This is a genomic window from Oceanospirillum sediminis (genome assembly GCF_014164585.1).
GTDB lineage: Bacteria > Pseudomonadota > Gammaproteobacteria > Pseudomonadales > Halomonadaceae > Oceanospirillum > Oceanospirillum sediminis.
In genome coordinates this window covers 36,392-60,292 of the sequence record NZ_JACJFM010000023.1, presented here as the reverse complement: position 1 = coordinate 60,292, position 23,901 = coordinate 36,392, and the positions used below count along the sequence as shown (strand labels likewise).

Below are 23,901 nucleotides of genomic sequence, written 5' to 3'. Positions count from 1 at the left end.
CGACGAATGAACCCTGAGAGCTTATTTATAATGCCAACAGTAACCCGAACGGCTCTGGTCATGCATTCCGCAAAACAGATGTACGATCTGGTAAATGACTGTGAGTCCTATCCGCAGTTTTTACCCTGGTGCTCTGCTGCGCGTCTGATTGAGTCATCAGACAGTCATATGGTTGGAGAACTTGAGATTTCCAAAGCCGGTCTCAAACACAGTTTTACTACGCGCAATACCTTGCAGGAACCTCACAGAATTGAATTACATCTGGTTGATGGCCCTTTCAAACGTCTGAATGGAGAGTGGCGCTTTGATGCCTTGTCAGAGCAAGCCTGCAAGGTCTCTCTGACAATGGAGTTCGAATTTGCCAGCAAAATGCTGAGTGTAGCATTGGGTGGTGTGTTTAATCAGGCAGCCAATACTCTGGTTGATGCCTTCTGTCAGCGAGCGAAACAGGTTTATGGATGAGAAACTGATCAGGATTGAAGTGGTGTACGCTTCTCCTTCAGAACAGCGTGTAATCGAGCTGTTTTTACCGGAAGGAACCACGGTGCAGCAGGCAGCAGAAAAGTCCGGCATGGCAGAGCACTTTCCTGAGATTGATCTGACAACCAGTCCTATGGGGATATATGGAAAAGTGATCAAGAAACCGGACGAGCATGTACTGCACGAACACGACAGAGTTGAACTCTATCGTGCTCTGATCGCAGACCCTAAGCAGGCCAGAGCGCGCCGGGCTGCTAAGCAGGAAAAGTAGTATTCAGTTCAAGACCGGACTTTACTGTATATAATACTGTAAAGCCGGTTTACTGATCGCTCTTTTCCGGTACTCTGATAATGTCATTCAGAGTGTCCTGTTCAAAAAACAGTGTTACTCTTTCACGGGTTACATTGTCTCTTGGATCTTTGAGCCAGTAGACATAGTCCCAGCGATTTTTATTGAACGTTGATGTTGTTAAAGGTGTGCCCATAACATAGGCCACCTGCTCACGGGTCAGTCCCGGCTTGAGTTGATTGATCATCTCTTCTGTCATCACGTGACCCTGTTGTAGTTCCCGTTTGTAAATTCCGGGAAAAATGCAGCCAGAAAGTGTGACGAACGAAGAAAAGATGACTAAAATGATCAGTCTTTGCATTTGAGAATATCTTTCACCATGTTGTGCGAGTCTGGAATAATACCGGAATAAGCACTGACTGCGAAGCGAGACCGAAAAAACCATGGCAGATGAAAACCAGGAACTGAAAAAAGCAGGTCTGAAGGTAACTTTACCCCGAATCAAGATTCTGCAGTTGCTTGAACGAGCAGACTCTCATCATATGAGTGCTGAGGATGTCTATAAAGCACTGCTGGATGCAGGAGAAGACGTTGGTCTGGCAACGGTATACCGTGTACTGACCCAGTTTGAATCTGCAGGTCTGGTGGTGCGTCACAATTTTGATGGCGGGCATGCGGTATTCGAGATTGCTCGTGATGAGCACCATGACCATATGGTTTGTGTGGATAGTGGTGAAGTGATTGAGTTCTGTGATCCGGAGATTGAAGCCCTGCAGCACAAAATTGTGGAAGCTCATGGTTATGAGCTGGTAGAGCATTCTCTGGTACTGTACGTACGTAAGAAAGAAAGCTGATTCTGTTAATCACTGACTTTCTATGAGTAACAGCCCCTGATTGTATTTTTCATACGCTCAGGGGTTTTGCTTATTCGGCAGAGGACCAAAAGGAATATTAGTCCACAGGCTGGCTGCTGGTCAGCATTTCGCTGGCGTGAGCCAGTGTTTGTTCTGTCAGGTCGACGCCGCCCAGCATCCGGGCCAGTTCTGTAATACGCTGGGACTGATCCAGCCACAGCATCTCTGAACGGGTGCTGTTTTTGGTGCTGAATTTGCGGATGTGCAGGTGCTGATCTCCCTGAGCGGCGACCTGAGGCAGGTGAGTGATTGATAGAATCTGGCCGCTTTGCCCCAGGTTGTGCAGTAGCTTACCGACAATTTCGGCGGTACCGCCACTGATACCCACATCGACTTCATCAAACACCAGTGTCGGAATCGTTGAGGTCTGAGCTGTTACAACCTGAATAGCCAGGCTGATACGGGATAATTCCCCCCCGGAGGCAATTTTAATCATAGGCTTTGCAGGTTGTCCCGGATTGGTGCTAATCAGAAATTCAGTATCATCAGTGCCGGTTGGCTGGAACTGATCTGTACTGTTGACGCTGACTTCAAAACGGGCATTGGCCATGCCGAGCATCGAGAGCTGCTTATTGATCTCTTTGTTCAGGCGGTCTGCAGCTTTCCTGCGCTTCTGGCTAAGAATCGCTGCTTTTTCACGGAAAATTTCCGTCAGCTCCTGCAGCTGTTCGGCGACCTGGTCAATATTCTGTGGGCCACTTTCAATTTTGTTCAGTTCTTCTCTGAGCTGAAGGCTGTGCTGATATAACTCTTCCGGCGTGATGTGGTGCTTACGCGCCAGCTGATAGATCGTCGACAGGCGTTCCTCCACAAATTGCAAACGTTCTGGATCCAGCTCGCATCCGTTAACGAAATGGTGCAGCTCACCGGAGGCTTCTTCAACCTGAATCAGGGCTTCATTCAGTAACTGGCTGATCTCATTTAAGCGGGTATCCTGACCAGGGATCTGGCTGATGCGATGGCAGGCCTGGTTCAGCATCTGCCGAACACTGCCATGATCGCTGTCGCACAGCTCTATAATAGCCTGACCCTCAGCGATCAGGGTTTCAGCATTAGCCAGCCTTTGCTGCTCCTCTTCCAGCTGCTGTAGCTCCTGTTCTTCCAGTGCCAGCTGTTCCAGTTCTTCAACCTGATAGCGCAGAAGCTCCAGTCGAGACTGTTGTTCGCTGTCCTGGTTTTTCAGCTGCTCCAGCTGGCGACGGCATTTCTGCCACTGACGAAACAGTTCTGTTTGCTGGGCGACAGGTTTTTGCAGGCGGGCAAATTCATCCAGTAGAGTCAGATGAGTTTCCCGGCGAAGCAGGGACTGGTGTTCATGCTGGCCATGAATATCAATCAGATGGCTGCTGAGCTGTTTCAGTTGCTGCACAGAGCAGGGCTGACCATTAATCCAGGCTTTAGAGCGGCCATTACTATGAATGACCCGGCGCAGAATACATTCACTGCTGTCATCGGTATTCAGCTCATTCTTTATCAGCCACTGGCGGGCCACTTTAAGTGCAGACACATCAAAGTGGGCGTGTATCTCGGCCTTTGGGGTGCCATGACGTACGCTGTCAGCATCGGCCCTGTCTCCCAGAGCCAGTCCCATAGCATCCAGCAGAATGGATTTACCGGCTCCGGTTTCCCCGGTGATGACTGTCATGCCTGCCGGAAGATCCAGTTCCAGTTGCTCTACAATTGCAAGGTTGTTAATTGCCAGATAGGTCAGCATCAGGGCTTCCTCTTACCGGTCTGCTCAGAATTGATGTGGGTATTTATACAGTATTTTGTCGTATGGGCAATAACGGTGACCGTTTTTTTACATAAAAGTTTAATGACAGAACATGGCAGGGGTTGAAAAAAAAATCAGGGAACCAATATAGGCAAGCAGTTGGTGATAAACACTTCTTACGTGAGAGAAACATAAGCTATGACGACAGAAGAGCAGAAAAATACCGGGCAGGCTGAACTGGATCAGGAAGCGCAGGCTGCATCAGCTGTAGAAACTGAAGCAGAGCAGCAGGCAACCGAAGGTCAGGAGACCGTAGATTTTGCTGCCAGTCTGGCTGAGCTTCAGGAACAACTGGAACAGGCGAAAGATCAGGCACTGCGTGCTCATGCTGATGCTCAGAATGCCCGTCGCCGTGCAGAGAAAGATGTTGAGAATGCTCATAAGTTCGCACTGGAAAAATTCTCGAAAGAGCTGTTGCCGGTTGTAGATAGTCTTGAGCGTGCGCTGGAAACCTTTGCGCAGCATGATGTGGCTGACGCGGTAAAAGAAGGGGTCGAGATGACCCTGAATATGTTTATCAGCACGCTGAATAAATTTAATGTGGAACAGATTGATCCCGTAGGGACGCCATTTGACCCACAGTTCCATGAAGCGATGTCAATGGTGCCGAACCCGGATGTTGAGCCGAATACCGTGATTGCCGTGATGCAGAAGGGTTATCTGCTGAATGGTCGTCTGGTGCGCCCGGCCATGGTGATGGTGGCAAAAGCACCTTAACAGGCTGTTTTTAAAGCCTTGTCTGAATGCGCTGAAAAAAAGCGTAAAAAAATTCAGAAGCAGGCCTTGAAAGAAAAACTGAAGGCCTCATATAGCAGTTAAATGCAAAGAAAAGCGGCGAAAGATAAGACAACGTCGCTAAAAAGACAGAATTCAAGATTTAGAAATCGGAGATAGTTATGGGTCGCATTATCGGTATCGATCTGGGTACAACCAACTCTTGTGTTGCAGTAATGGACGGTGATAAGGCTAAGGTGATTGAGAACGCTGAAGGCGATCGCACCACCCCGTCTATCATTGCTTTCACTGACGATAACGAAACTCTGGTTGGTCAGTCTGCAAAGCGTCAGGCTGTGACGAACCCGAATAATACTCTGTTCGCTGTTAAGCGTCTGATTGGTCGTCGGTTTGAAGACGATGTTGTTCAGAAAGACATCAAAATGGTGCCTTACAAAATAGTTAAAGCGGACAATGGTGATGCCTGGGTTGAGGTAAAAGGCGAGAAGAAAGCGCCACCTCAGATCTCAGCAGAAGTTCTGAAGAAAATGAAGAAAACAGCTGAAGATTACCTGGGTGAACCAGTAACAGAAGCTGTGATTACTGTACCAGCCTACTTTAACGATTCTCAGCGTCAGGCGACAAAAGATGCGGGTAAAATCGCGGGTCTGGAAGTAAAACGTATCATCAATGAGCCAACAGCTGCGGCACTGGCTTATGGTATGGATAAGGCGCGTGGTGACCGTACTGCAGCAGTTTACGATCTGGGTGGCGGTACTTTCGATATTTCTATCATCGAAATTGCTGAAGTAGATGGTGAGCATCAGTTTGAAGTGCTGGCAACTAATGGTGACACCTTCCTGGGTGGTGAAGATTTTGATCTGGCGCTGATTAACTACCTGGCTGATGAGTTTAAGAACGAGTCCGGTATTGATCTGCACAATGATCCACTGGCGCTGCAGCGTCTGAAGGAAGCAGCAGAAAAAGCTAAAATTGAGCTGTCCAGCAGCCAGCAGACGGATGTGAATCTGCCTTATATTACAGCTGATGCGACAGGTCCTAAGCACCTGAATGTTAAGGTCACCCGTGCTAAGCTGGAGTCTCTGGTGGAAGAGCTGGTGAGACGTTCTCTTGAGCCTTGTGCCACTGCTCTGAAAGACGCGGGTCTGTCTGCATCTGAAATTGATGATGTGATCCTGGTGGGTGGTCAGACCCGTATGCCTATGGTTCAGGCCAAAGTAGCTGAATTCTTTGGTAAAGAGCCTCGTAAAGATGTTAACCCGGACGAGGCGGTTGCTATCGGCGCTTCTATCCAGGGTGGTGTACTGGCCGGTGACGTAAAAGACGTACTACTGCTGGACGTAAGTCCTCTGACGTTGGGTATCGAGACTATGGGTGGTGTTGCTACACCGCTGATCGATAAGAACACTACGATTCCGACTAAGAAGTCTCAGGTGTTCTCAACAGCTGATGATAACCAGACTGCAGTAACCATTCACGTGGTACAGGGTGAGCGTAAGCAAGCGCAGCAGAATAAATCTCTGGGTCGTTTCGATCTGGCAGATATTCCTCCTGCACCACGAGGCGTGCCTCAGATTGAAGTAACGTTCGATATTGATGCCAACGGCATTCTGAACGTATCAGCTAAAGACAAAGCGACAGGCAAAGAGCAGTCGATTGTGATTAAAGCGTCTTCTGGTCTGAGCGATGATGAAATCGATCAGATGGTAGCGGATGCGGAAGCGAACGCTGAAGAAGATAAGAAGTTTGAAGAGATGGTGCAGGTGCGTAACCAGGGTGACAGCATGCTGCACGCCACTAAGAAGACGTTAGAAGAAGCAGGCGACAAAGCGACGGCTGAAGAGAAAGATAAGATTGAATCAGCAATCAGTGCCCTGGAAGAAGCACTGAAAGGTGATGACGTCGAAGACATTAAAGCGAAAACCAATGCACTGACAGAAGCCTCTGGTGAGTTGGCTCAGAAACTGTATGCTGAGCAGGCGCAGCAAGGTCAGGCTGGCCCAGGTGCAGCAGGCGCTGCCGGTGGCGAGCAGGCGTCTGCAAAAGCAGATGATGTGGTTGACGCTGAGTTCGAAGAAGTGAAAGACGACAAGAAATAAGATTGTCTTCTGATCAGGACAATCCATGCGCGGGATAGCCAGGCTGTCCCGCGTTCTTGTATAAGCAGGCTGTTTTCATAATTTTCTTCTTTCAGACCAGATGGTTAGTTAGCAATGTCAAAGCGTGATTATTACGAAGTACTGGGTGTTTCCAAAAGCGATGATGAAAAGGCGATAAAAAAAGCCTACCGTCGTCTGGCGATGAAGTATCACCCGGACCGTAACCCGGACGATGAAGAAGCGTCAGAAAAGTTCAAAGAAGCCACGGAGGCTTATGAAGTTCTGACCGATTCATCCAAGCGAGCGGCTTATGATCAGTACGGCCATGCTGGCGTCGATGGGCAGGCCGGCTTTGGCGGCGGCGGCTTTGGCGGTGGTGATGGTGGCTTTGGTGACATCTTCGGGGACGTGTTCGGTGATATTTTCGGCGGTGGCGGCGGTCGTCAGCGCAATCCGAACGCACCTCAGAGGGGTTCAGATCTGAGATACCGTCTGGATCTGGATCTGGAAGAGGCCGTTCATGGCACTACTGTCAGTATTAAAGTACCGACAATGGTGGAGTGTGACTCCTGTGATGGTACAGGCTCTGCTGACCAGTCAGCCCCTGTTACCTGTTCTACCTGTGGTGGACATGGTCAGGTACGCATGCAGCAGGGGTTCTTCTCTGTTCAGCAGACCTGTCCCGCCTGTCATGGTCGTGGGACTCAGGTTAAGAATCCTTGTCGCAGCTGTCATGGTGAAGGTCGCAAACAGGATCAGAAAACCCTGTCGGTTAAAATTCCGCCAGGTGTGGATACCGGTGACCGCATTCGTCTGTCCGGAGAAGGTGAAGCCGGTGTTAACGGTGGTCCGGCGGGTGATCTGTATGTACAGGTCAGTGTGCGTCAGCATGCTATCTTTGAGCGTGATGGCAAGGATCTGTACTGCGAAGTGCCGGTTTCTTTTGTTGATGCGGCACTGGGTGGTGAACAGGAAGTCCCGACGCTGGATGGACGCGTTAAACTGAAAATTCCGGCTGAGACACAATCCGGAAAGATGTTCCGTCTGCGCAGCAAAGGGGTGAAACCTGTGCGTGGAGGTTCTCAGGGCGATCTGATGTGTAAGGTTCAGGTTGAAACGCCCGTTAATCTGACTGAGCGTCAGAAAGAGCTGCTGAGAGAATTCCAGAGTAGTATGGAAGACACCAGTGATAAGCATTCACCGAAGAAAAGTAACTGGTTCGATTCAGTGAAAAACTTCTTTGAAGACTTTAAAAGCTGATTAAACGGTTGTGTCCCTGAATCGTGTTGCACGTTCGGGAGATACCATATCGAATCAGTTCTGGTAGCAGGAAGTGGCTTTCGTGTACTCTGATGCACAGGAGCCCTTCCTGTTTTTGTTTCTGCCGGAGTCAGGCAGAATAGTATGTTTTTTTACCCACCTGAAGCAAATGCAAAGGTTGTTTTTATGGCACCTATCCCGATTGATAAGTCCGCTCTCTGGCAGGGGATACAGGATGAAGCGCGTCAGGAGGCTGAGCGTGAACCCTTTCTGGCCAGTTACTTTCATTCTACCATTATCGGTCACTCGGATCTGGCCAGCGCATTATCCTACCTGCTGGCGGTGAAGCTGGCGGATGATGTGATGCCGGCTGTTAGTCTGCGTGAACTGATCGAAGAGGCATTTGGCAGTAGCTGTCAGATTATTGAGTCGACCTGTCAGGATTTGCTGGCGGTGCGAGAGCGTGATCCGGCCATTGGGCAGTTATCCACTGTCTTGCTGTACCTGAAAGGCTTTCATGCTTTACAGGCCTATCGTGTTGCTCACTGTATGTGGTGTCATGGGCGACGTTCTATGGCTCTTTACCTACAGAGTCGTATCAGTTCTGTTTTCCAGGTAGATATTCATCCGGCTGCCAGAATCGGCAAAGGTGTCATGTTTGACCACGCGACAGGTATTGTGGTGGGTGAGACCTGTGTTATTGAAGATGATGTGTCTATTCTGCAGAACGTTACCCTGGGAGGGACGGGTAAAGAGTGTGGTGACCGCCATCCGAAGATCCGTGAGGGTGTGCTGATTGCTGCCGGGGCTAAGATCTTTGGTAATATTGAAATCGGCGCTGGCGCTAAAGTCGGAGGCGGATCGGTTGTGTTGGATAATGTGCCGCCTCACACGACGGTTGTGGGGGTGCCTGCAAAGATTGTTGGTCGTCCGGAATGCGCAAAACCTGCACTGGATATGAATCAGCGAATCACAGCAGAAGAGAACCCTGATAATAATGCTGCTTAAGCAAGAGTAATGAAAGGAAAGAACAGATTATGATCCGAGTAGCCGTAATAGGTGCTGCAGGGCGCATGGGCAAAACCAATATTGAAGCTGTCACTCTGGCAGAGGGTGTCGCTCTGGGAGCTGCAATTGTCGAGCCGGATAGCTCTCTGATTGGTGCAGATGCCGGTGAAGTAGCTGGTGTTGGTAAACTTGATGTGGCCATTACAGGCAGTCTGGCGGATGCCAAAGATGATTTTGATGTGCTGATCGATTTCACCTCACCACAAACCACGCTGGCGAATCTGGCTTTCTGCGCAGAATATAACAAGCAGATTGTTATTGGTACGACTGGCCTGAATGATGCGGAAAAAGCTGAACTGGAATCCTATGCGGATAAAGTCGCCATTATGTTTGCGCCTAATATGAGTGTAGGGGTTAATGTGACGCTGAAGCTGCTGGAGCTGGCAGCGAAGACGCTGGGTGATGATTATGACGTTGAGATCATCGAAGCACATCACCGTCATAAAGTGGATTCACCATCCGGTACGGCAATTCGTATGGGTGAGGCTGTGGCTGATGCGCTGGGTCGTGATCTGAAGGAGTGTGCGGTGTATGGCCGCGAGGGACAGATTGGCCCGCGTACTCAAAAAGAGATCGGCTTTGAAACTATTCGTGCTGGTGATGTAGTCGGTGATCATACGGTATTGTTTGCCACTGAAGGTGAGCGGGTTGAAATCACCCATAAAGCGTCCAGCCGTATGACCTTTGCAAAAGGTGCGGTGCGGGCCTGTAGCTGGCTGGCAGATAAAGAGACTGGTTTGTTTGATATGCAGGATGTTCTGTCTCTGAAGTAATGTCAGCTTCATACTGGCTGTCTTTTTTATGACTTTCTGCCAGGCTTTACACATTCTGCAATTCGCACAAGTGCTGGCAGGATACAGAAATTACTGTAAGTAAGGAGGGAAGTCGTGGACAGGCAGGGGGCAAATTGCATAAAATACGGCAGATTACTGGCCAGTGTATGGGCCAACAATCACACCGAATAATAAAAAAGCGAGATGAAACATTGTTTCATCTCGCTTTTTTGCAGCTATAGCCCAGAGTTTTCAGATCAGAATCGCGTGACGGGAGGAGGTTGACTTGACTAGACCAGCCATATTGGCCCTGGAAGACGGCAGTGTTTTTAAGGGTGTTGCTATTGGCAACGACGGCATCACCAGTGGCGAGGTGGTATTTAATACATCGATGACCGGATATCAGGAAATCCTGACCGATCCATCTTATACCAAACAGATTGTAACCCTCACTTACCCTCATATCGGTAATACAGGTACTAACAGCGAAGACGTTGAATCCGAAAACGTTTGTGCTTCCGGCCTGATTATCCGTGACCTTCCTCTTTTAGCCAGTAACTTCCGTAACCAGAAATCTCTGGATGATTACCTGAAGGAAAATGGCATCGTTGCTATCGCTGATATCGATACTCGTCGTTTGACCCGTATTTTGCGTGAAAAGGGTTCTTTGCGTGGCGCTATCGTAGCAGGCAGTGATATCTCTGAGGCAGCAGCACTGGACGCTGCGAATGCTTTCCCTGGTCTGAAAGGCATGGATCTGGCTAAAGAAGTGACTACCCGTCAGTCATACCGATGGAACCAGTCCGCATGGGAACTGGGTGAAGGCTATATCCACCGTGATGACAGCGAGCTGCCATTCCACGTAGTGGCTTATGACTACGGTGTGAAACACAACATTCTGCGTATGCTGGTCGAGCGCGGTTGCCAGCTGACGGTTGTACCGGCGCAAACGCCTGCCAGTGAAGTGCTGGCGCTGAATCCGGACGGTGTTTTCCTGTCCAATGGTCCTGGTGATCCGGAACCATGCGATTACGCAATTGCGGCGATTAAAGAGATCCTGGAAACTGATATTCCTGTCTTTGGTATCTGTCTGGGTCACCAGCTGCTGGCTCTGGCCTCTGGTGCGAAGACTGAGAAGATGAAGTTTGGTCACCACGGTGCCAACCACCCGGTTCAGAACCTGGATGATAAGACGGTAATGATCACCAGTCAGAACCACGGTTTTGCGGTAGAAGAAAGCAACCTGCCAGCTAATCTGCGTGCGACCCACAAGTCTCTGTTTGATGGCTCTCTGCAGGGTATTGAGCGTACTGATAAGAAAGCGTTCAGCTTCCAGGGCCACCCTGAAGCAAGCCCGGGGCCACGTGATGTGGCACCTCTGTTTGATCGTTTTATCGAAAACATCAAGGCTTTTACCGAGCAGCGCGGTTAACAGCACACCAGGTGTCCGCCCGGAAACTGGCGGGCACCAGAGGCTGAACCTGTTATCAATCTGATTTTTAGTGTGTGAGTTACCATGCCAAAACGTACCGACATAGAAAGTATTCTGATTCTGGGTGCCGGCCCGATCATTATTGGTCAGGCTTGTGAGTTCGATTACTCAGGCGCTCAGGCGTGTAAGGCGCTGCGTGAAGAGGGTTACCGGGTTATTCTGGTGAACTCTAACCCTGCGACCATTATGACTGACCCTGCCATGGCTGATGCGACTTACATCGAGCCGATCACCTGGCAGACAGTGGCTAAGATTATTGAGAAAGAGCGCCCGGATGCAGTACTGCCGACCATGGGTGGCCAGACCGCGCTGAACTGCGCCCTGGATCTGGAAAAGCACGGTGTGCTGGAAGAGTTTGGCGTTGAGATGATCGGTGCCAATGCCGACACCATCGATAAAGCTGAAAACCGTGAGCGTTTTGACCAGGCGATGAAAAACATCGGTCTGGAGTGCCCACGCGCTGATATCGCCCATACCATGGAAGAAGCCTGGGAAGTACAAGCCAAGCTGGGTTTCCCATGTATTATTCGTCCTTCTTTCACTATGGGCGGCACCGGTGGCGGTATCGCGTATAACAAAGAAGAGTTTGAAGAAATCTGTACCCGCGGTCTGGATCTGTCGCCAACTAGCGAGCTGCTGATTGACGAATCCCTGATCGGCTGGAAAGAGTACGAGATGGAAGTTGTGCGTGATAAAAACGACAACTGCATTATCGTTTGTGCCATTGAAAACTTCGATGCTATGGGTGTACACACCGGTGACTCCATCACGGTTGCACCGGCACAGACTCTGACCGATAAAGAATATCAGATCATGCGTGACGCCTCTCTGGCGGTACTGCGTGAGATCGGTGTTGAAACCGGTGGTTCCAACGTACAGTTCGGTCAGTGTCCTAAGACCGGCCGTATGGTTGTGATCGAGATGAACCCGCGTGTATCCCGTTCCTCTGCTCTGGCCTCTAAAGCGACCGGTTTCCCGATTGCTAAGATCGCCGCTAAGCTGGCAGTGGGTTACACCCTGGATGAGCTGCAGAACGATATCACTGGTGGTAAGACTCCGGCGTCGTTTGAGCCATCGATCGATTACGTAGTAACTAAGATTCCTCGTTTCACCTTCGAGAAATTCCCGCAAGCCAATGACCGTCTGACCACTCAGATGAAGTCTGTAGGTGAGGTGATGGCGATTGGCCGTACTATTCAGGAATCGATGCAGAAAGCACTGCGTGGCCTGGAAGTGGGTGCAAGTGGTTTTGATCCAGTGCTGGATACTACGGCTGAAGATCATCTGGAAGTGCTGAAAGGCGAGCTGCAGAATCCGGGTGCTGAGCGTATCTGGTATATCGGTGATGCTTTCCGTCTGGGTATGAGTGTTGATGAACTGTACGCCATTACCGGTGTTGACCCCTGGTTCCTGGTACAGATCGAAGACATCATCAAAGATGAGCAGCGTGTAGCCAGGATGGGCATGGCGGAGCTGAATGAAGATGTGATCTTCCGTCTGAAGCGTAAAGGCTTCTCTGATGAGCGTCTGTCCACTCTGCTGGACGTATCAGAAAAAGAGTTCCGTAAGCTGCGCCAGAAGCTGGGCGTACGTCCGGTTTATAAGCGCGTTGATACCTGTGCGGCTGAATTCGCGTCTGATACCGCTTACATGTACTCCACTTATGAAGAAGAGTGTGAGGCTGATCCGAGTGATCGTGACAAGATCATGGTGATTGGTGGCGGCCCTAACCGTATCGGTCAGGGTATCGAATTCGATTACTGCTGTGTACACGCGGCGCTGGCAGCCCGTGAAGACGGTTACGAAACCATCATGGTGAACTGTAACCCAGAGACGGTTTCTACTGATTACGACACCTCTGACCGTCTGTTCTTCGAGCCGATTACGCTGGAAGACGTGTTGGAAATTGTCGATAAAGAGAAACCAAAAGGCGTGATCGTGCAGTTTGGTGGGCAGACGCCACTGAAACTGGCCCGCGAGTTGGAAGCGGCGGGTGTACCGATTATTGGTACGACGCCTGATGCGATTGATCGTGCGGAAGACCGTGAGCGTTTTCAGAAGATGATTGAACGTCTGGAGCTGGAACAGCCGCCTAATGCCACGGCGCGTAGCCTGGATGAGGCACTGCTGCTGGCTCAGAAGATCGGTTACCCTCTGGTGGTACGTCCTTCCTATGTACTGGGTGGTCGTGCGATGGAGATCGTCTACAGCGATGAAGAGCTGAACCGTTATATGAATACTGCGGTACAGGTGTCTAACGACAGCCCTGTTCTGCTGGATCACTTCCTGAATGCAGCGATCGAAGTGGATATCGATGCGGTATCTGACGGCAAACAAGTGGTGATTGGCAGCATTATGCAGCACATTGAGCAGGCCGGTGTTCACTCTGGTGACTCTGCATGTTCTCTGCCGCCATACAGCCTGCCGTCCGATGTTCAGGATCAGATGCGCGATATGGTTAAGCGCATGGCGCTGGAACTGGGCGTTGTCGGTCTGATGAATGTTCAGCTGGCCTGGCAGGACGGTGTGATCTACGTGATCGAGGTGAACCCTCGTGCTTCCCGTACCGTACCGTTTGTGTCCAAGTGTATCGGCACCTCTCTGGCTAAAGTGGCTGCACGTTGTATGACAGGTATCTCTCTGGAGGAGCAGGGCTTCACTAAAGAGATCGTACCGACACTGTACAATGTGAAAGAAGCGGTGTTCCCGTTCAATAAATTCCAGGGTGTTGATCCGATCTTAGGCCCTGAAATGAAGTCGACCGGTGAGGTGATGGGTACCGGTGAAAGCTTTGCTGAAGCCTTCCTGAAAGCCCAGCAGGGTGCCGGTGAGCAGATGCCTGCGAAAGGTGGTCGTGCTATCCTGAGTGTTCGTGAGGCTGATAAAGCCGGTGTGGTGGATGTGGCTAAGACGCTGCAGAAACTAGGCTTTGAATTACTGGCGACACGAGGTACTGCAGCTGTACTGGAAGCGGCTAATATTCCGGTTAAAGCTGTAAACAAGGTCAGTGAAGGTCGTCCTCATATTGTAGATATGCTGAAAAATGACGAAGTGGATTATGTAGTGAACACTACGGAAGGGCGCAAAGCCATTGCGGACTCTTCTACAATCCGCCGTACTGCACTTCAGCACAAAGTGCCTTACACTACTACACTGGCTGCGGCGAAAGCCGTATGTATGGCACTGGAATATGGTGATGAGATTAATGTTCGTCGCCTGCAGGAAATCCATTCAGGAGTAAATGCATGAACCGTTTTCCGATGACAGTGGAAGGTGAACAGCGCCTCAGAGAGGAACTGGAAGACCTGAAAACTGTTCAGCGTCCACGGGTGATCGAAGCGATTGCTGAAGCCCGTGAACACGGTGATCTGAAAGAAAATGCTGAGTACCATGCTGCCCGTGAGCAGCAGGGGTTCATCGAAGGCCGCATTCAGGAGCTGGAAGGCAAGCTGTCTACCGCTCAGGTGATCGATGTCACAACCATCAGTAAAACTGGTAAAGTGATTTTTGGTACCACGATTGACCTGATTAATCTGGATACTGACGCAGAGGTGCGTTATCAGATTGTGGGTGATGACGAAGCGGATATCAAAGCGGGTAAAATATCCGTTAATTCTCCTATTGCCCGTGCTCTGGTTGGCAAAGAGGAAGGTGATATTGCTGTGGTAATAACACCAGGTGGCGAAGTGGAGTACGAAATTTCAGAAGTGCATCACATCTGATATAGTCGTAAAAAAGGGGGCTTTGTGCCCCCTTTTTTATTTTCTGTCTGAAAACTGTATTGATTCAGACTATTCTTCTGTGCTTATCAGCGGTTCAGGTAATGCTCATAACGAACCAGATTAGACAGGCGGGCATTCTGCTCATCAGCGGCCCGGAATAATACTGCCATTTTGCCGATGGTCTGTACCAGCTCTGCATTGGTCAGGCGGCGAATTTCTTCGATAAGCAGATTCTTGCTTTCGCGATCTGCTACGCTGATGCGAACTTTAATCAGCTCATGGTCGTTAAGTGCACGATCAACTTCAGCAATCAGGCCGTCACTCAGGCCGTTTTCTGAAACGATCACTACCGGATCCAGATGATGTGCGATAGAACGGTACTGTTTTTTTGTAGCAGATGTCAGAGGCATAAAACTTCCAGAACTAATTGCCTTGAATTTGGCAGAAATTAAACCCACATTGTAGCTAAGAGCAAGTCAGTTGATAATAACTGACAACATCTATGTTAGCAGGAATTTTTTGTGGCCAGATCAAAATCCAGTGCAGGCTGGTTAAAAGAACATTTTGATGATCAGTACGTCCAGAAGTCCAGGCAGGATGGCTATCGTTCCAGAGCCAGTTATAAGCTGGTTGAGCTGGATCAGAAGGATAAGCTGTTCAGACCAGGCATGACGGTTGTTGACTTGGGGGCGGCACCGGGAGGCTGGTCTCAGGTGGCAGTTGAAAAAGTTGGTGATAATGGCGTCGTCATTGCCTCTGATATTCTGGAGATGGAGGCTATTCCGGATGTTACCTTTATTCAGGGAGACTTTACGGAAGATGAGGTTTATGAACAGATTATGTCTGCGATTAATGGTCGGCCCGTTGATCTTGTGATTTCTGATATGGCCCCTAATATGAGTGGTATGTCGGCAATCGATCAGCCAAAAGCGATGTATCTGGTTGAGCTGGCCCTGGATCTGGCGACCAGAACACTTAAGAAAGACGGCGTTTTTCTGGCAAAAGTGTTTCAGGGTGAAGGCTTTGAGGAGTATCTGAAGCAGATCCGTGATAACTTTAAAACCGTAGTAACACGTAAACCCGAAGCATCCAGAGCCCGTTCCCGGGAGGTTTATCTGCTGGCAAAGGGATTTAAAGGCTAAACCCTGGTCGGATAGTTGAACCGAACAGAGTATAGTATGGTCTGATACAATTACCTGGGTTTCAGGTAAGCAAAGCGGTCAAACAGAGGGTGAGCCCTTGAACGATATGGCAAAAAATTTAATTCTGTGGCTGATTATTGCTGCAGTCTTACTGACAGTATTTAACAATTTCAGCGTCGACTCTTCGCCGCTGCGTCTGAACTACAGCGATTTTATCGAGGAAGTTCAGCAGGATCAGATACGTAAGGTTGTGGTCGATGGCTATACCATTCATGGTGAGCGTATTGATGGCAGCCGTTTTGAAACGATTCGTCCTGCGGTACAGGATCCGAAACTGATGGATGACCTGATTCGTCATCAGGTCACAGTAGAGGGACGTCAGCCTGAACAGCAGAGTATGTGGTCCCGTTTACTGGTGGCCAGTTTCCCTATTCTGATTATTCTGGCTATCTTTATCTTCTTTATGCGCCAGATGCAGGGCGGCGGCGGCGGCGGCAAAGGTCCTATGAGCTTTGGTAAGTCCAAGGCTCGCCTGCTGACGCAGGATCAGATCAAAACGACTTTTGCTGATGTAGCCGGTGTTGATGAAGCAAAGGAAGAGGTAAAAGAGCTGGTGGACTTCCTGCGTGATCCGGGCAAATTTCAGCGTCTGGGCGGTAAGATTCCTCGTGGTGTTCTGATGGTGGGTCAACCGGGTACCGGTAAAACCATGCTGGCAAAAGCGATTGCTGGTGAAGCCAAAGTACCTTTCTTCACCATCTCAGGTTCTGACTTTGTTGAAATGTTTGTGGGTGTGGGTGCTTCCCGTGTACGCGACATGTTTGATCAGGCTAAGAAGCAGGCACCCTGCATCATCTTTATCGATGAGATCGATGCGGTAGGTCGTCACCGTGGCTCTGGTATGGGCGGTGGTCATGATGAGCGTGAGCAAACCCTGAACCAGCTGCTGGTTGAGATGGATGGTTTTGAGCCGAACGACGGCATTATCGTGATTGCAGCGACTAACCGTCCGGATGTACTGGACCCTGCTCTGTTGCGTCCCGGTCGTTTTGACCGACAGGTAACTGTAGGTCTGCCTGATATCCGTGGTCGGGAGCAGATCCTGAAAGTACATATGCGCAAGGTGCCGATTGCAGAAAATGTGAATGCGGCCATTATTGCCCGTGGTACGCCAGGCTTCTCCGGTGCTGATCTGGCGAACCTGGTTAACGAGGCGGCCCTGTTTGCAGCCCGTGCGGATCAGCGTCTGGTTGGTATGAAAGAGTTTGATCTGGCAAAAGATAAGATCATGATGGGCACTGAGCGTAAGTCCATGGTGATGTCAGAAAAAGAGAAGCTCAATACCGCTTATCATGAAGCGGGTCACGCTATTGTGGGGCGTGTAGTGCCAGAGCACGACCCTGTGTATAAGGTGAGTATTATTCCCCGTGGCAGGGCATTGGGTGTCACTATGTTCCTGCCAGAGGAAGATCGTTATAGCCAGAGTCGTCAGGCTTTGCTGAGTCAGATTTGCAGCCTGTATGGTGGCCGTATTGCTGAAGAGATGACCCTGGGCTTTGATGGTGTGACAACTGGTGCGGCTAATGATATTAAGCGTGCCACAGAAATTGCTCACAGCATGATTACTAAATGGGGGCTGTCTCGTGAGCTGGGCCCTCTGATGTATAACGAAGATGAGTCTCATCAGTTCCTCGGTGGATCTGGTGGTGGTGGTGCAGGTAAATTCGGCTCTGCAGAGACCTCCAGTAAGCTGGATAAAGAAGTACGTAAAGTGATTGATGAGTGTTATGAGCGTGCTTTTACCATTCTGACTGAAAATCGCGATAAGCTGGATATGATGGCTGATGCGCTGATGAAGTATGAGACGATCGATTCCAAACAGATTGATGCTATTATGGATGGCCGCATACCGGATGCTCCGGAAGGCTGGACAGAGAAGCATGCTGAAGCTGAGCCGGTTAAATCGGCCTCGGAACAGGTTGATGATGTCAAGTCTGTGGATTCTCCCGATGATAACCGGGATGACAGAAATAATGATGAGGATGATCAGGATCAGAATAAGCTGCACTGATTAGGTTGCCTCATCTGCAGGGCGTGATTTAAAGTGTCTGATTTTCAGATTGAGTTACTCTGATGTCAGCACCTGAATCACGCCCTTTTTTATTTGCCGGTCATACGCTTGATCTGGCAGAACCCCATGTCATGGGAATTCTTAATGTTACCCCTGATTCGTTTTCTGACGGTGGCCAGAATGCCGGGCTGGATGAAGCGCTCAGGCATACTGAGAGAATGCTGTCAGAAGGCGCTGCTTTTATTGACGTTGGCGGAGAGTCTACCCGGCCGGGTGCTGCTCTGGTCAGTGAGCAGGAAGAGCTGGACCGGGTTATTCCGGTGGTAGAAGCGATCTGTCAGCGCTTTGATACAGTAGTGTCTCTTGATACCAGTACTGCTGTTGTGATGCGTGAAGGCGCTCAGGCAGGTGCTGGACTGATTAATGATGTCAGGGCATTACAACGTCCTGGAGCATTAGAAGCAGCAGCGATCTCTGGTTTACCGGTCTGTCTGATGCATATGCAGGGTAAACCAGAAAGTATGCAGGACAATCCTGATTATCAGGATTTGCTGACGGACATTATTTCTTTTTTCCATCAGCGTATTGGTGCCTGTCAGCAGGCTGGAATTGATGCACAGAATATTATTCTTGATCCCGGATATGGTTTTGGTAAAACCGTGGCCCATAATTACAGTCTGATTAAGCATCTGCCTGAGGTGCTGGCTCTGGGGTATCCCGTGCTGACTGGCACGTCAAGAAAAAGCATGCTGGGAGCCGTTACCGGACGCGAGGTGCAGCACCGGCTGGCTGCCAGTGTTGTTTCCGCTGCTTTATGCGCGGAGCGGGGAGCCAGCATTCTTCGTGTCCATGATGTAGCTGAAACGGTGGATGCTCTGAAAGTGACTCAGGCTTTACTGAGTGCAGAATAATTCGGAATTTGATAGGCGGAAACATGAGTCGCAAATATTTTGGCACCGATGGTATTCGTGGAAAGGTTGGCGAGTACCCTATTACCGCTGATTTTGTTCTTAAGCTTGGCTGGGCTGCAGGCAAAGTATTTCGTCAGCAGGGACGTAACCGGATTCTTATCGGAAAAGATACCCGGATTTCTGGTTATATGTTTGAGTCAGCGCTTGAAGCCGGGCTTGCTGCAGCTGGTATGGATGTTTATTTGCTGGGGCCTATGCCGACTCCGGGTATTGCTTATCTTACCCGGACATTTCACGCCCGTGCGGGTATTGTGATCAGCGCATCGCATAACTCTTATGCTGATAATGGCATCAAATTTTTCTCTGCAGAAGGTACCAAGCTTCCGGATGAAACCGAGCTTGAGATTGAAGCGATGCTTGATCAGCCTATGGAAACGGTCGGAGCGGCAGAGCTTGGAAAAGCCCGGCGTATTGATGATGCTGCCGGGCGTTATATCGAATTCTGCAAGAGTACCTTTCCTAACGGTTTTAGTCTGAACGGGCTTAAGATTGCTGTCGATTGTGCTCATGGTGCGACCTACCATATTGCACCGGCTGTATTTACTGAATTAGGTGCAGATGTTGTGCCTGTGGGCGTTGCTCCGGATGGCCTGAATATCAATCATGGTGTCGGATCAACCCATCCTGAGGCACTGAAAGCTGCAGTGCTGGCACATAAGGCAGATCTGGGAGTCAGCTTTGATGGTGATGGTGATCGCCTGATTATGGTTGACGGTACAGGACGTATCCTGGATGGGGATGACCTGCTGTGGATTGTTGCATCGGATATGCAGCGTCAGGAGATACTTCAGGGAGGGGTTGTCGGCACGCTGATGACTAACTTTGGTCTGGAGCAAGCACTGGCGGAGAAAGAAATTCCTTTCCTGAGAACGAAGGTTGGTGATCGCTATGTGATGGAAGGGCTGGCGGAAAAGGGCTGGTTGCTGGGTGGTGAGAACTCAGGTCATCTGGTATGCCGCCATGTACAGACAACCGGTGATGGTATTGTCTCTGCGCTACAGGTACTGGCGGCGTTACAAAGAGCGGATGTCTCATTAGCTGAAGCGATGTCTGGTATGAATAAACTGCCGCAGGTGCTGATTAATGTGCCTCTGGCGGAAAAATCGGCGGCTGATGTCCAGGCCGCAAATGCGGTTCAGGCTATGATACAGCAAACCGAAGCCGCGCTGGCCGGACGAGGTCGTCTGTTACTCAGACCTTCAGGCACAGAGCCTTTAATTCGGGTGATGACTGAAGGTAAAGATGAAGTTGAAATTCGTCAGTTAGCTCAGGCGCTGGCGGAAGTGATTGAAGAGGAAGTGGCCCGTATTCCGGCGGTCTGACTTGTCACAACGGGTTGCTTGAAGTAATATTCTGCGCCCTGAATTACTGGAATTGCTATGCGTAAAAAAATTGTTGCTGGTAACTGGAAGATGAATGGCTCGCCTGAGCTTGCCAATACTTTACTGCCACGTCTGGCGGAAGTTGCCAAAGATATTCAGGCTGATGTTCTGGTATGCCCTCCGACGGTATTTGCTTCTCTGGCAAAAAATGTTGCTGGTGAGTCTGTCGCTATCGGGGCACAGAATTGTAGTGATAAAGCGTCCGGTGCCTACACGGGTGAAGTTTCAGTAGCTATGCTCTCTGAAATCGGGCTGAGCCACGTTCTGGTCGGGCATTCGGAGCGAAGAGCAATTTTTGGTGAAACAGATGAGCTGATAGCTGCTAAAGTTGCTGCTGCAATTGAGGGTGGCCTGACAGCGGTTCTCTGTGTTGGTGAAACACTGGATGAGCGTGAGTCAGACAAAACTCTTGAGATTGTACTGGGTCAGGTTAAAGCGGTTCTGGATACTCTGTCGGCAGAGCAATGGACTCAGCTGGTTATTGCTTATGAGCCGGTCTGGGCGATTGGTACAGGTAAAACAGCGACCAGCGATCAGGCTCAGGAAGTACATCAGGCAATCCGTAACTGTCTGGCGGAGTACAGCGCAGACGGAGCTGGTGAGATGTCTCTGTTGTACGGTGGCAGCGTGAAAGCGGCTAATGCTGGTGAGTTGTTTGCTCAGCAGGATATTGATGGTGCTCTGGTGGGTGGTGCTTCACTGGATGCCGATGAATTTATCGCAATCTGCCGTCAGGCAGGTTAACTGAAGGCGAGAGATTGAGATGGAAACAATTATTCTGGCAGTCCATGTTCTTTTGTCCGTTGCTCTGATTGGTCTGGTAATGATCCAGCAGGGTAAGGGTGCAGAGGCGGGGGCTTCTTTTGGTGGCGGTGCGTCACAGACAATTTTTGGTAGTACAGGAAATACTAGCTTTTTAGGTCGGATTACGGCTATAATTGCTGCCCTGTTTTTCGCAACAAGTCTGACGCTGGCTGTTTATGCCAGTCAGAAAGCTAAAAGTACCAGTTCTGCCGCTACCAGTGGTATCGTGACAGAGCAAGCGATTGAAGAATCGAAAAGTACTTTGCCAGCTCTGGAAGAAAGTGCGCCTGCTGACAGTGATGTACCTGCTGATCAGTAATTGTTGTGACAATAAGTTATTTGCCGAAGTGGTGGAATTGGTAGACACGCCATCTTGAGGGGGTGGTGACCTTATGGTCGTGCGGGTTCAAGTCCCGCTTTCGGCACCACAGTTCATTACATGAAGAATGAACTGACCTGGAAATTGATGCGGGGTGGAGCAGCCTGGTAGCTCGTCGGGCTCATAACCCGAAGGTCGTCGGTTCAAATCCGGCCCCCGCTACCAATTATGATTCCTTCTGGGAGTCAAAAAAACACGTTTCTGACGCGTGTGACAAAATGTCAGTCTGTATTGATGCGGGGTGGAGCAGCCTGGTAGCTCGTCGGGCTCATAACCCGAAGGTCGTCGGTTCAAATCCGGCCCCCGCTACCAATTCAATATCTAAGCACTTTTATTGACTTAAGCTATAATGGTCAGTAGAATGTGCTCCTTCTTGATGCGGGGTGGAGCAGCCTGGTAGCTCGTCGGGCTCATAACCCGAAGGTCGTCGGTTCAAATCCGGCCCCCGCTACCAATTTTTATATAACAAAAAGCCCCTTTTTAAAGGGGCTTTTTGTTAGCTGCAAAAAAAGTTTCAGCTTTTCTTTTTGGGGTGGATGATGGCAAAGAAAGAGACTTTGCTGGTCGAGCTGGCGAAGCCAGTCGTCGAAGCACTGGGGCTGGAATTCTGGGGGCTGGAATATAAGCCTCAGGGTAATCATTCATTGCTGCGCGTTTATATTGACAGCCCGGACGGCATTAATGTCGACCAGTGTGCTGAAGTCAGCCGTCAATTCAGTGGCGTTCTGGACGTAGAAGATCCTATCAGCAGTGAATATACCCTGGAAGTCTCATCTCCCGGAATGGACCGCCCTCTGTTCACCATTGAACAGTTCGCGAAATATAAAGGGCATAAAGTAAGTTTACGATTGAATCTGGCCTATGAAGGGCGCCGTAAATTTACCGGAATTCTTAACGGCATTGAAGGTGATGATGAGGTGCTGTTGATTGTCGATCAGGACGAATATTGTTTCCCGATTGAAAATATCGAGCAGGCCCACGTGGTGCCGCAGTTTAATAATTAAGGACTTTTTGTTGAGGCAATGGCATGAGTAAAGAAATTCTTCTGGTAGCAGATGCCGTTTCAAACGAGAAAGGTGTTTCTAAAGAAGTGATTTTTGAGGCAATCGAACTTGCTCTGGCAAGTGCCTCCAAAAAGCGTCTTGAAGATGAAGAGGCAGACGTATACGTTTGCATCGATCGAAAAACAGGTGATTACGAGACATTTCGTCGCTGGGTTGTCGTTGAAGATATTGATCTGGATGATCTGGATTATGAGATTTCTCTGACAAATGCCCGTAAACAGCAGCCAGAACTGAATGCTGGCGAGTATATCGTTGAAAAAATTGAGTCAGCTGAATTTGGTCGTATTGCGGCTCAGACGGCTAAGCAGGTCATTGTTCAGAAGGTCCGTGAAGCCGAACGTGCGGAGATTGTGCGCCAGTATGCAGAGCGTCAGGGTGAAGTCGTCAATGGTACTGTCAAGAAAGTGACCCGTGACGGTGTTATTGTCGATCTGGGCAATAATGCAGAAGGTTATCTGGCGCGTGACGAAATGATTGCTGGTGAAAAATACCGCATCAATGATCGGGTACGTGCTTTGTTGATGGAAGTACGTCCTGACGCAAGAGCTTCTCAGCTGATTCTGAGCCGGGCCTGCCCTGAATTTCTGATTGAGCTTTTCCGCATTGAAGTGCCGGAAATTGCTGAGCAGCTGATTGAAATTCGTGGCGCTGCTCGTGATCCTGGTCTGCGAGCTAAAATAGCCGTTAAAACGAACGATAAACGTATTGATCCTGTCGGAGCCTGTGTTGGTATGCGTGGTTCCAGGGTTCAGGCTGTATCTTCAGAACTGGGTAATGAGCGGGTTGATATTGTTCTGTGGGACGATAATCCTGCTCAGCTGGTAATCAATGCAATGGCGCCTGCTGAGGTAGGCTCCATTATTGTTGATGAAGATAAGAATGAAATGGATGTGGCGGTTCAGACCGATAACCTGGCACAGGCTATTGGCCGTAACGGACAGAATGTTCGTCTGGCCAGTGAGCTGACTGGCTGGAAACTGAATGTCATGACCGAAGAAGAAGCAGAAGCCAAACAGGGCGAAGAGTTTGACAGCATTGTTCAGCTGTTTATCAGCCATATGGACGTTGACGAAGAGCTTGCCCGTGTTCTGGTTGAAGAAGGCTTTACCTCTCTGGAGGAAGTCGCCTATGTGCCTATCGATGAGATGCTGGATATCGAAGGCTTTGATGAAGATTTAGTTAAAGAACTGCGCAGCCGCGCGAAAGATGAGCTGTTGAATCTGGCCATCGCGACTGAAGAAAAGCTGGAAGATTCTGAACCAGCTGAAGATCTGCTGAATATGGATGGTATGGATAAACACCTGGCTTTTGTTCTGGCCAGTAAAGGTATCTGTACGATGGAAGATCTGGCAGAACAGTCTATTGAAGACCTGCTTGATATTGACGGTATGTCGGAAGAGAAAGCCGGTCAATTGATTATGACGGCCCGTGCGCCATGGTTTGAAAGCGGCGAGTAAGCGCAGCAAAGTCACAGGAGAAGAG

22 protein-coding genes and 4 tRNA genes are annotated in these 23,901 nt (G+C 49.7%); 23 read left to right on the top strand and 3 right to left on the bottom strand.

Annotated elements, in window-relative coordinates; genetic code table 11:
• Nucleotides 1-30 precede the first annotated feature (30 nt).
• Both H4O21_RS16045 and H4O21_RS16040 read left to right on the top strand, forming a co-directional pair.
• The gene (locus tag H4O21_RS16045; protein ID WP_182809889.1) at nucleotides 31-462 is read left to right on the top strand and encodes a type II toxin-antitoxin system RatA family toxin; all 432 of its coding nucleotides are present in this window, start codon (nucleotides 31-33) and stop codon (nucleotides 460-462) included.
• A complete protein-coding gene (locus H4O21_RS16040; RefSeq protein ID WP_182809888.1) occupies nucleotides 455-751 on the top strand; it encodes an RnfH family protein in 297 nt (98 codons plus the stop codon). The genes H4O21_RS16045 and H4O21_RS16040 overlap by 8 nt, the downstream gene beginning before the upstream one ends.
• A gap of 49 nt (nucleotides 752-800) precedes the next feature.
• Here the strand turns inward: H4O21_RS16040 and H4O21_RS16035 are convergent, their stop codons facing one another.
• Complete coding sequence (locus H4O21_RS16035) at nucleotides 801-1,028, bottom strand: outer membrane protein assembly factor BamE (protein ID WP_255487333.1); 228 nt, start codon at nucleotides 1,026-1,028, stop codon at nucleotides 801-803.
• Nucleotides 1,029-1,212: 184 nt separating this feature from the next.
• On the opposite strand from H4O21_RS16035, the gene fur reads away from it, so the two are divergent.
• Nucleotides 1,213-1,623 carry a ferric iron uptake transcriptional regulator gene (gene fur, locus H4O21_RS16030; RefSeq protein WP_182809886.1) on the top strand — a complete coding sequence of 137 codons (411 nt, stop codon included), beginning with the start codon at nucleotides 1,213-1,215 and terminating at the stop codon, nucleotides 1,621-1,623.
• Between the two features lie 97 nt (nucleotides 1,624-1,720).
• On the opposite strand, the gene recN is transcribed toward fur, so the two are convergent.
• The gene (recN, locus tag H4O21_RS16025) at nucleotides 1,721-3,397 is read right to left on the bottom strand and encodes a DNA repair protein RecN (RefSeq protein ID WP_182809885.1); all 1,677 of its coding nucleotides are present in this window, start codon (nucleotides 3,395-3,397) and stop codon (nucleotides 1,721-1,723) included.
• A 198-nt stretch (nucleotides 3,398-3,595) separates the two neighbouring features.
• Between recN and grpE the strand changes: the two genes are divergently transcribed.
• The 8 genes from grpE (at nucleotide 3,596) to greA (ending at nucleotide 14,606) form a co-directional block, all read left to right on the top strand.
• Nucleotides 3,596-4,174: a nucleotide exchange factor GrpE gene (gene grpE / locus H4O21_RS16020; protein WP_182809884.1), complete on the top strand. Its 579-nt coding sequence runs from the start codon at nucleotides 3,596-3,598 to the stop codon at nucleotides 4,172-4,174.
• A gap of 179 nt (nucleotides 4,175-4,353) precedes the next feature.
• Complete coding sequence (gene dnaK, locus H4O21_RS16015) at nucleotides 4,354-6,291, top strand: molecular chaperone DnaK (RefSeq protein WP_182809883.1); 1,938 nt, start codon at nucleotides 4,354-4,356, stop codon at nucleotides 6,289-6,291.
• A 114-nt stretch (nucleotides 6,292-6,405) separates the two neighbouring features.
• On the top strand, nucleotides 6,406-7,551 hold the full coding sequence (gene dnaJ / locus H4O21_RS16010) for a molecular chaperone DnaJ (RefSeq protein ID WP_182809882.1): 1,146 nt from the start codon (nucleotides 6,406-6,408) through the stop codon (nucleotides 7,549-7,551).
• A gap of 186 nt (nucleotides 7,552-7,737) precedes the next feature.
• Complete coding sequence (gene cysE, locus H4O21_RS16005; RefSeq protein WP_182809881.1) at nucleotides 7,738-8,559, top strand: serine O-acetyltransferase; 822 nt, start codon at nucleotides 7,738-7,740, stop codon at nucleotides 8,557-8,559.
• 29 nt (nucleotides 8,560-8,588) lie between these two features.
• Nucleotides 8,589-9,392: a 4-hydroxy-tetrahydrodipicolinate reductase gene (gene dapB, locus H4O21_RS16000; RefSeq protein ID WP_220495692.1), complete on the top strand. Its 804-nt coding sequence runs from the start codon at nucleotides 8,589-8,591 to the stop codon at nucleotides 9,390-9,392.
• A 286-nt stretch (nucleotides 9,393-9,678) separates the two neighbouring features.
• Nucleotides 9,679-10,824, top strand: a complete 1,146-nt coding sequence (gene carA, locus H4O21_RS15995; RefSeq protein WP_182809880.1) for a glutamine-hydrolyzing carbamoyl-phosphate synthase small subunit — start codon at nucleotides 9,679-9,681, stop codon at nucleotides 10,822-10,824.
• An 84-nt stretch (nucleotides 10,825-10,908) separates the two neighbouring features.
• Complete coding sequence (gene carB / locus H4O21_RS15990; RefSeq protein WP_182809879.1) at nucleotides 10,909-14,133, top strand: carbamoyl-phosphate synthase large subunit; 3,225 nt, start codon at nucleotides 10,909-10,911, stop codon at nucleotides 14,131-14,133.
• Nucleotides 14,130-14,606 carry a transcription elongation factor GreA gene (greA, locus tag H4O21_RS15985; protein ID WP_182809878.1) on the top strand — a complete coding sequence of 159 codons (477 nt, stop codon included), beginning with the start codon at nucleotides 14,130-14,132 and terminating at the stop codon, nucleotides 14,604-14,606. Before carB ends, greA begins: the two co-directional genes overlap by 4 nt.
• An 86-nt stretch (nucleotides 14,607-14,692) precedes the next feature.
• On the opposite strand, the gene yhbY is transcribed toward greA, so the two are convergent.
• Complete coding sequence (gene yhbY, locus H4O21_RS15980; RefSeq protein ID WP_182809877.1) at nucleotides 14,693-15,016, bottom strand: ribosome assembly RNA-binding protein YhbY; 324 nt, start codon at nucleotides 15,014-15,016, stop codon at nucleotides 14,693-14,695.
• Nucleotides 15,017-15,127: 111 nt separating this feature from the next.
• On the opposite strand from yhbY, the gene rlmE reads away from it, so the two are divergent.
• The 12 genes from rlmE to nusA all read left to right on the top strand — a co-directional run bounded on the left by rlmE (nucleotide 15,128) and on the right by nusA (nucleotide 23,876).
• Nucleotides 15,128-15,748, top strand: coding sequence for a 23S rRNA (uridine(2552)-2'-O)-methyltransferase RlmE (rlmE, locus tag H4O21_RS15975; RefSeq protein WP_182809876.1), 621 nt, complete (start codon nucleotides 15,128-15,130; stop codon nucleotides 15,746-15,748).
• Between the two features lie 97 nt (nucleotides 15,749-15,845).
• Nucleotides 15,846-17,819 (top strand): ATP-dependent zinc metalloprotease FtsH, encoded by a 1,974-nt coding sequence (gene ftsH, locus H4O21_RS15970; RefSeq protein ID WP_182809875.1) that lies wholly within the window; start codon nucleotides 15,846-15,848, stop codon nucleotides 17,817-17,819.
• A gap of 62 nt (nucleotides 17,820-17,881) precedes the next feature.
• A complete protein-coding gene (gene folP, locus H4O21_RS15965; protein ID WP_182809874.1) occupies nucleotides 17,882-18,730 on the top strand; it encodes a dihydropteroate synthase in 849 nt (282 codons plus the stop codon).
• 23 nt (nucleotides 18,731-18,753) lie between these two features.
• Nucleotides 18,754-20,112 (top strand): phosphoglucosamine mutase, encoded by a 1,359-nt coding sequence (gene glmM, locus H4O21_RS15960; protein ID WP_182809873.1) that lies wholly within the window; start codon nucleotides 18,754-18,756, stop codon nucleotides 20,110-20,112.
• 57 nt (nucleotides 20,113-20,169) lie between these two features.
• Complete coding sequence (tpiA, locus tag H4O21_RS15955; RefSeq protein ID WP_182809872.1) at nucleotides 20,170-20,916, top strand: triose-phosphate isomerase; 747 nt, start codon at nucleotides 20,170-20,172, stop codon at nucleotides 20,914-20,916.
• A gap of 19 nt (nucleotides 20,917-20,935) precedes the next feature.
• On the top strand, nucleotides 20,936-21,295 hold the full coding sequence (gene secG / locus H4O21_RS15950) for a preprotein translocase subunit SecG (protein ID WP_182809871.1): 360 nt from the start codon (nucleotides 20,936-20,938) through the stop codon (nucleotides 21,293-21,295).
• Nucleotides 21,296-21,317: 22 nt separating this feature from the next.
• Nucleotides 21,318-21,404 (top strand) — tRNA-Leu (locus tag H4O21_RS15945).
• A gap of 39 nt (nucleotides 21,405-21,443) precedes the next feature.
• Nucleotides 21,444-21,520, top strand: a tRNA-Met gene (locus H4O21_RS15940).
• 70 nt (nucleotides 21,521-21,590) lie between these two features.
• Nucleotides 21,591-21,667 (top strand) — tRNA-Met (locus tag H4O21_RS15935).
• 65 nt (nucleotides 21,668-21,732) lie between these two features.
• A tRNA-Met gene (locus H4O21_RS15930) sits at nucleotides 21,733-21,809 on the top strand.
• Nucleotides 21,810-21,894: 85 nt separating this feature from the next.
• The gene (rimP, locus tag H4O21_RS15925) at nucleotides 21,895-22,359 is read left to right on the top strand and encodes a ribosome maturation factor RimP (RefSeq protein ID WP_182809870.1); all 465 of its coding nucleotides are present in this window, start codon (nucleotides 21,895-21,897) and stop codon (nucleotides 22,357-22,359) included.
• Nucleotides 22,360-22,382: 23 nt separating this feature from the next.
• Entirely contained in the window at nucleotides 22,383-23,876 is a 1,494-nt protein-coding gene (gene nusA, locus H4O21_RS15920; RefSeq protein WP_182809869.1) for a transcription termination factor NusA, read from the top strand.
• Nucleotides 23,877-23,901 lie beyond the last annotated feature (25 nt).

What these genes read in the sequence shown, in the direction of transcription:
- H4O21_RS16045 (WP_182809889.1), top strand. Translation starts at nt 31, where the DNA reads ATGCCAACAGTAACCCGAACGGCTCTGGTCATGCATTCCGCAAAACAG.
- H4O21_RS16040 (WP_182809888.1), top strand. Translation starts at nt 455, where the DNA reads ATGGATGAGAAACTGATCAGGATTGAAGTGGTGTACGCTTCTCCTTCA.
- H4O21_RS16035 (WP_255487333.1), bottom strand. Translation starts at nt 1,028, where the DNA reads ATGACAGAAGAGATGATCAATCAACTCAAGCCGGGACTGACCCGTGAG.
- fur (WP_182809886.1), top strand. Translation starts at nt 1,213, where the DNA reads ATGGCAGATGAAAACCAGGAACTGAAAAAAGCAGGTCTGAAGGTAACT.
- recN (WP_182809885.1), bottom strand. Translation starts at nt 3,397, where the DNA reads ATGCTGACCTATCTGGCAATTAACAACCTTGCAATTGTAGAGCAACTG.
- grpE (WP_182809884.1), top strand. Translation starts at nt 3,596, where the DNA reads ATGACGACAGAAGAGCAGAAAAATACCGGGCAGGCTGAACTGGATCAG.
- dnaK (WP_182809883.1), top strand. Translation starts at nt 4,354, where the DNA reads ATGGGTCGCATTATCGGTATCGATCTGGGTACAACCAACTCTTGTGTT.
- dnaJ (WP_182809882.1), top strand. Translation starts at nt 6,406, where the DNA reads ATGTCAAAGCGTGATTATTACGAAGTACTGGGTGTTTCCAAAAGCGAT.
- cysE (WP_182809881.1), top strand. Translation starts at nt 7,738, where the DNA reads ATGGCACCTATCCCGATTGATAAGTCCGCTCTCTGGCAGGGGATACAG.
- dapB (WP_220495692.1), top strand. Translation starts at nt 8,589, where the DNA reads ATGATCCGAGTAGCCGTAATAGGTGCTGCAGGGCGCATGGGCAAAACC.
- carB (WP_182809879.1), top strand. Translation starts at nt 10,909, where the DNA reads ATGCCAAAACGTACCGACATAGAAAGTATTCTGATTCTGGGTGCCGGC.
- greA (WP_182809878.1), top strand. Translation starts at nt 14,130, where the DNA reads ATGAACCGTTTTCCGATGACAGTGGAAGGTGAACAGCGCCTCAGAGAG.
- yhbY (WP_182809877.1), bottom strand. Translation starts at nt 15,016, where the DNA reads ATGCCTCTGACATCTGCTACAAAAAAACAGTACCGTTCTATCGCACAT.
- folP (WP_182809874.1), top strand. Translation starts at nt 17,882, where the DNA reads ATGTCAGCACCTGAATCACGCCCTTTTTTATTTGCCGGTCATACGCTT.
- glmM (WP_182809873.1), top strand. Translation starts at nt 18,754, where the DNA reads ATGAGTCGCAAATATTTTGGCACCGATGGTATTCGTGGAAAGGTTGGC.
- tpiA (WP_182809872.1), top strand. Translation starts at nt 20,170, where the DNA reads ATGCGTAAAAAAATTGTTGCTGGTAACTGGAAGATGAATGGCTCGCCT.
- secG (WP_182809871.1), top strand. Translation starts at nt 20,936, where the DNA reads ATGGAAACAATTATTCTGGCAGTCCATGTTCTTTTGTCCGTTGCTCTG.
- rimP (WP_182809870.1), top strand. Translation starts at nt 21,895, where the DNA reads ATGGCAAAGAAAGAGACTTTGCTGGTCGAGCTGGCGAAGCCAGTCGTC.
- nusA (WP_182809869.1), top strand. Translation starts at nt 22,383, where the DNA reads ATGAGTAAAGAAATTCTTCTGGTAGCAGATGCCGTTTCAAACGAGAAA.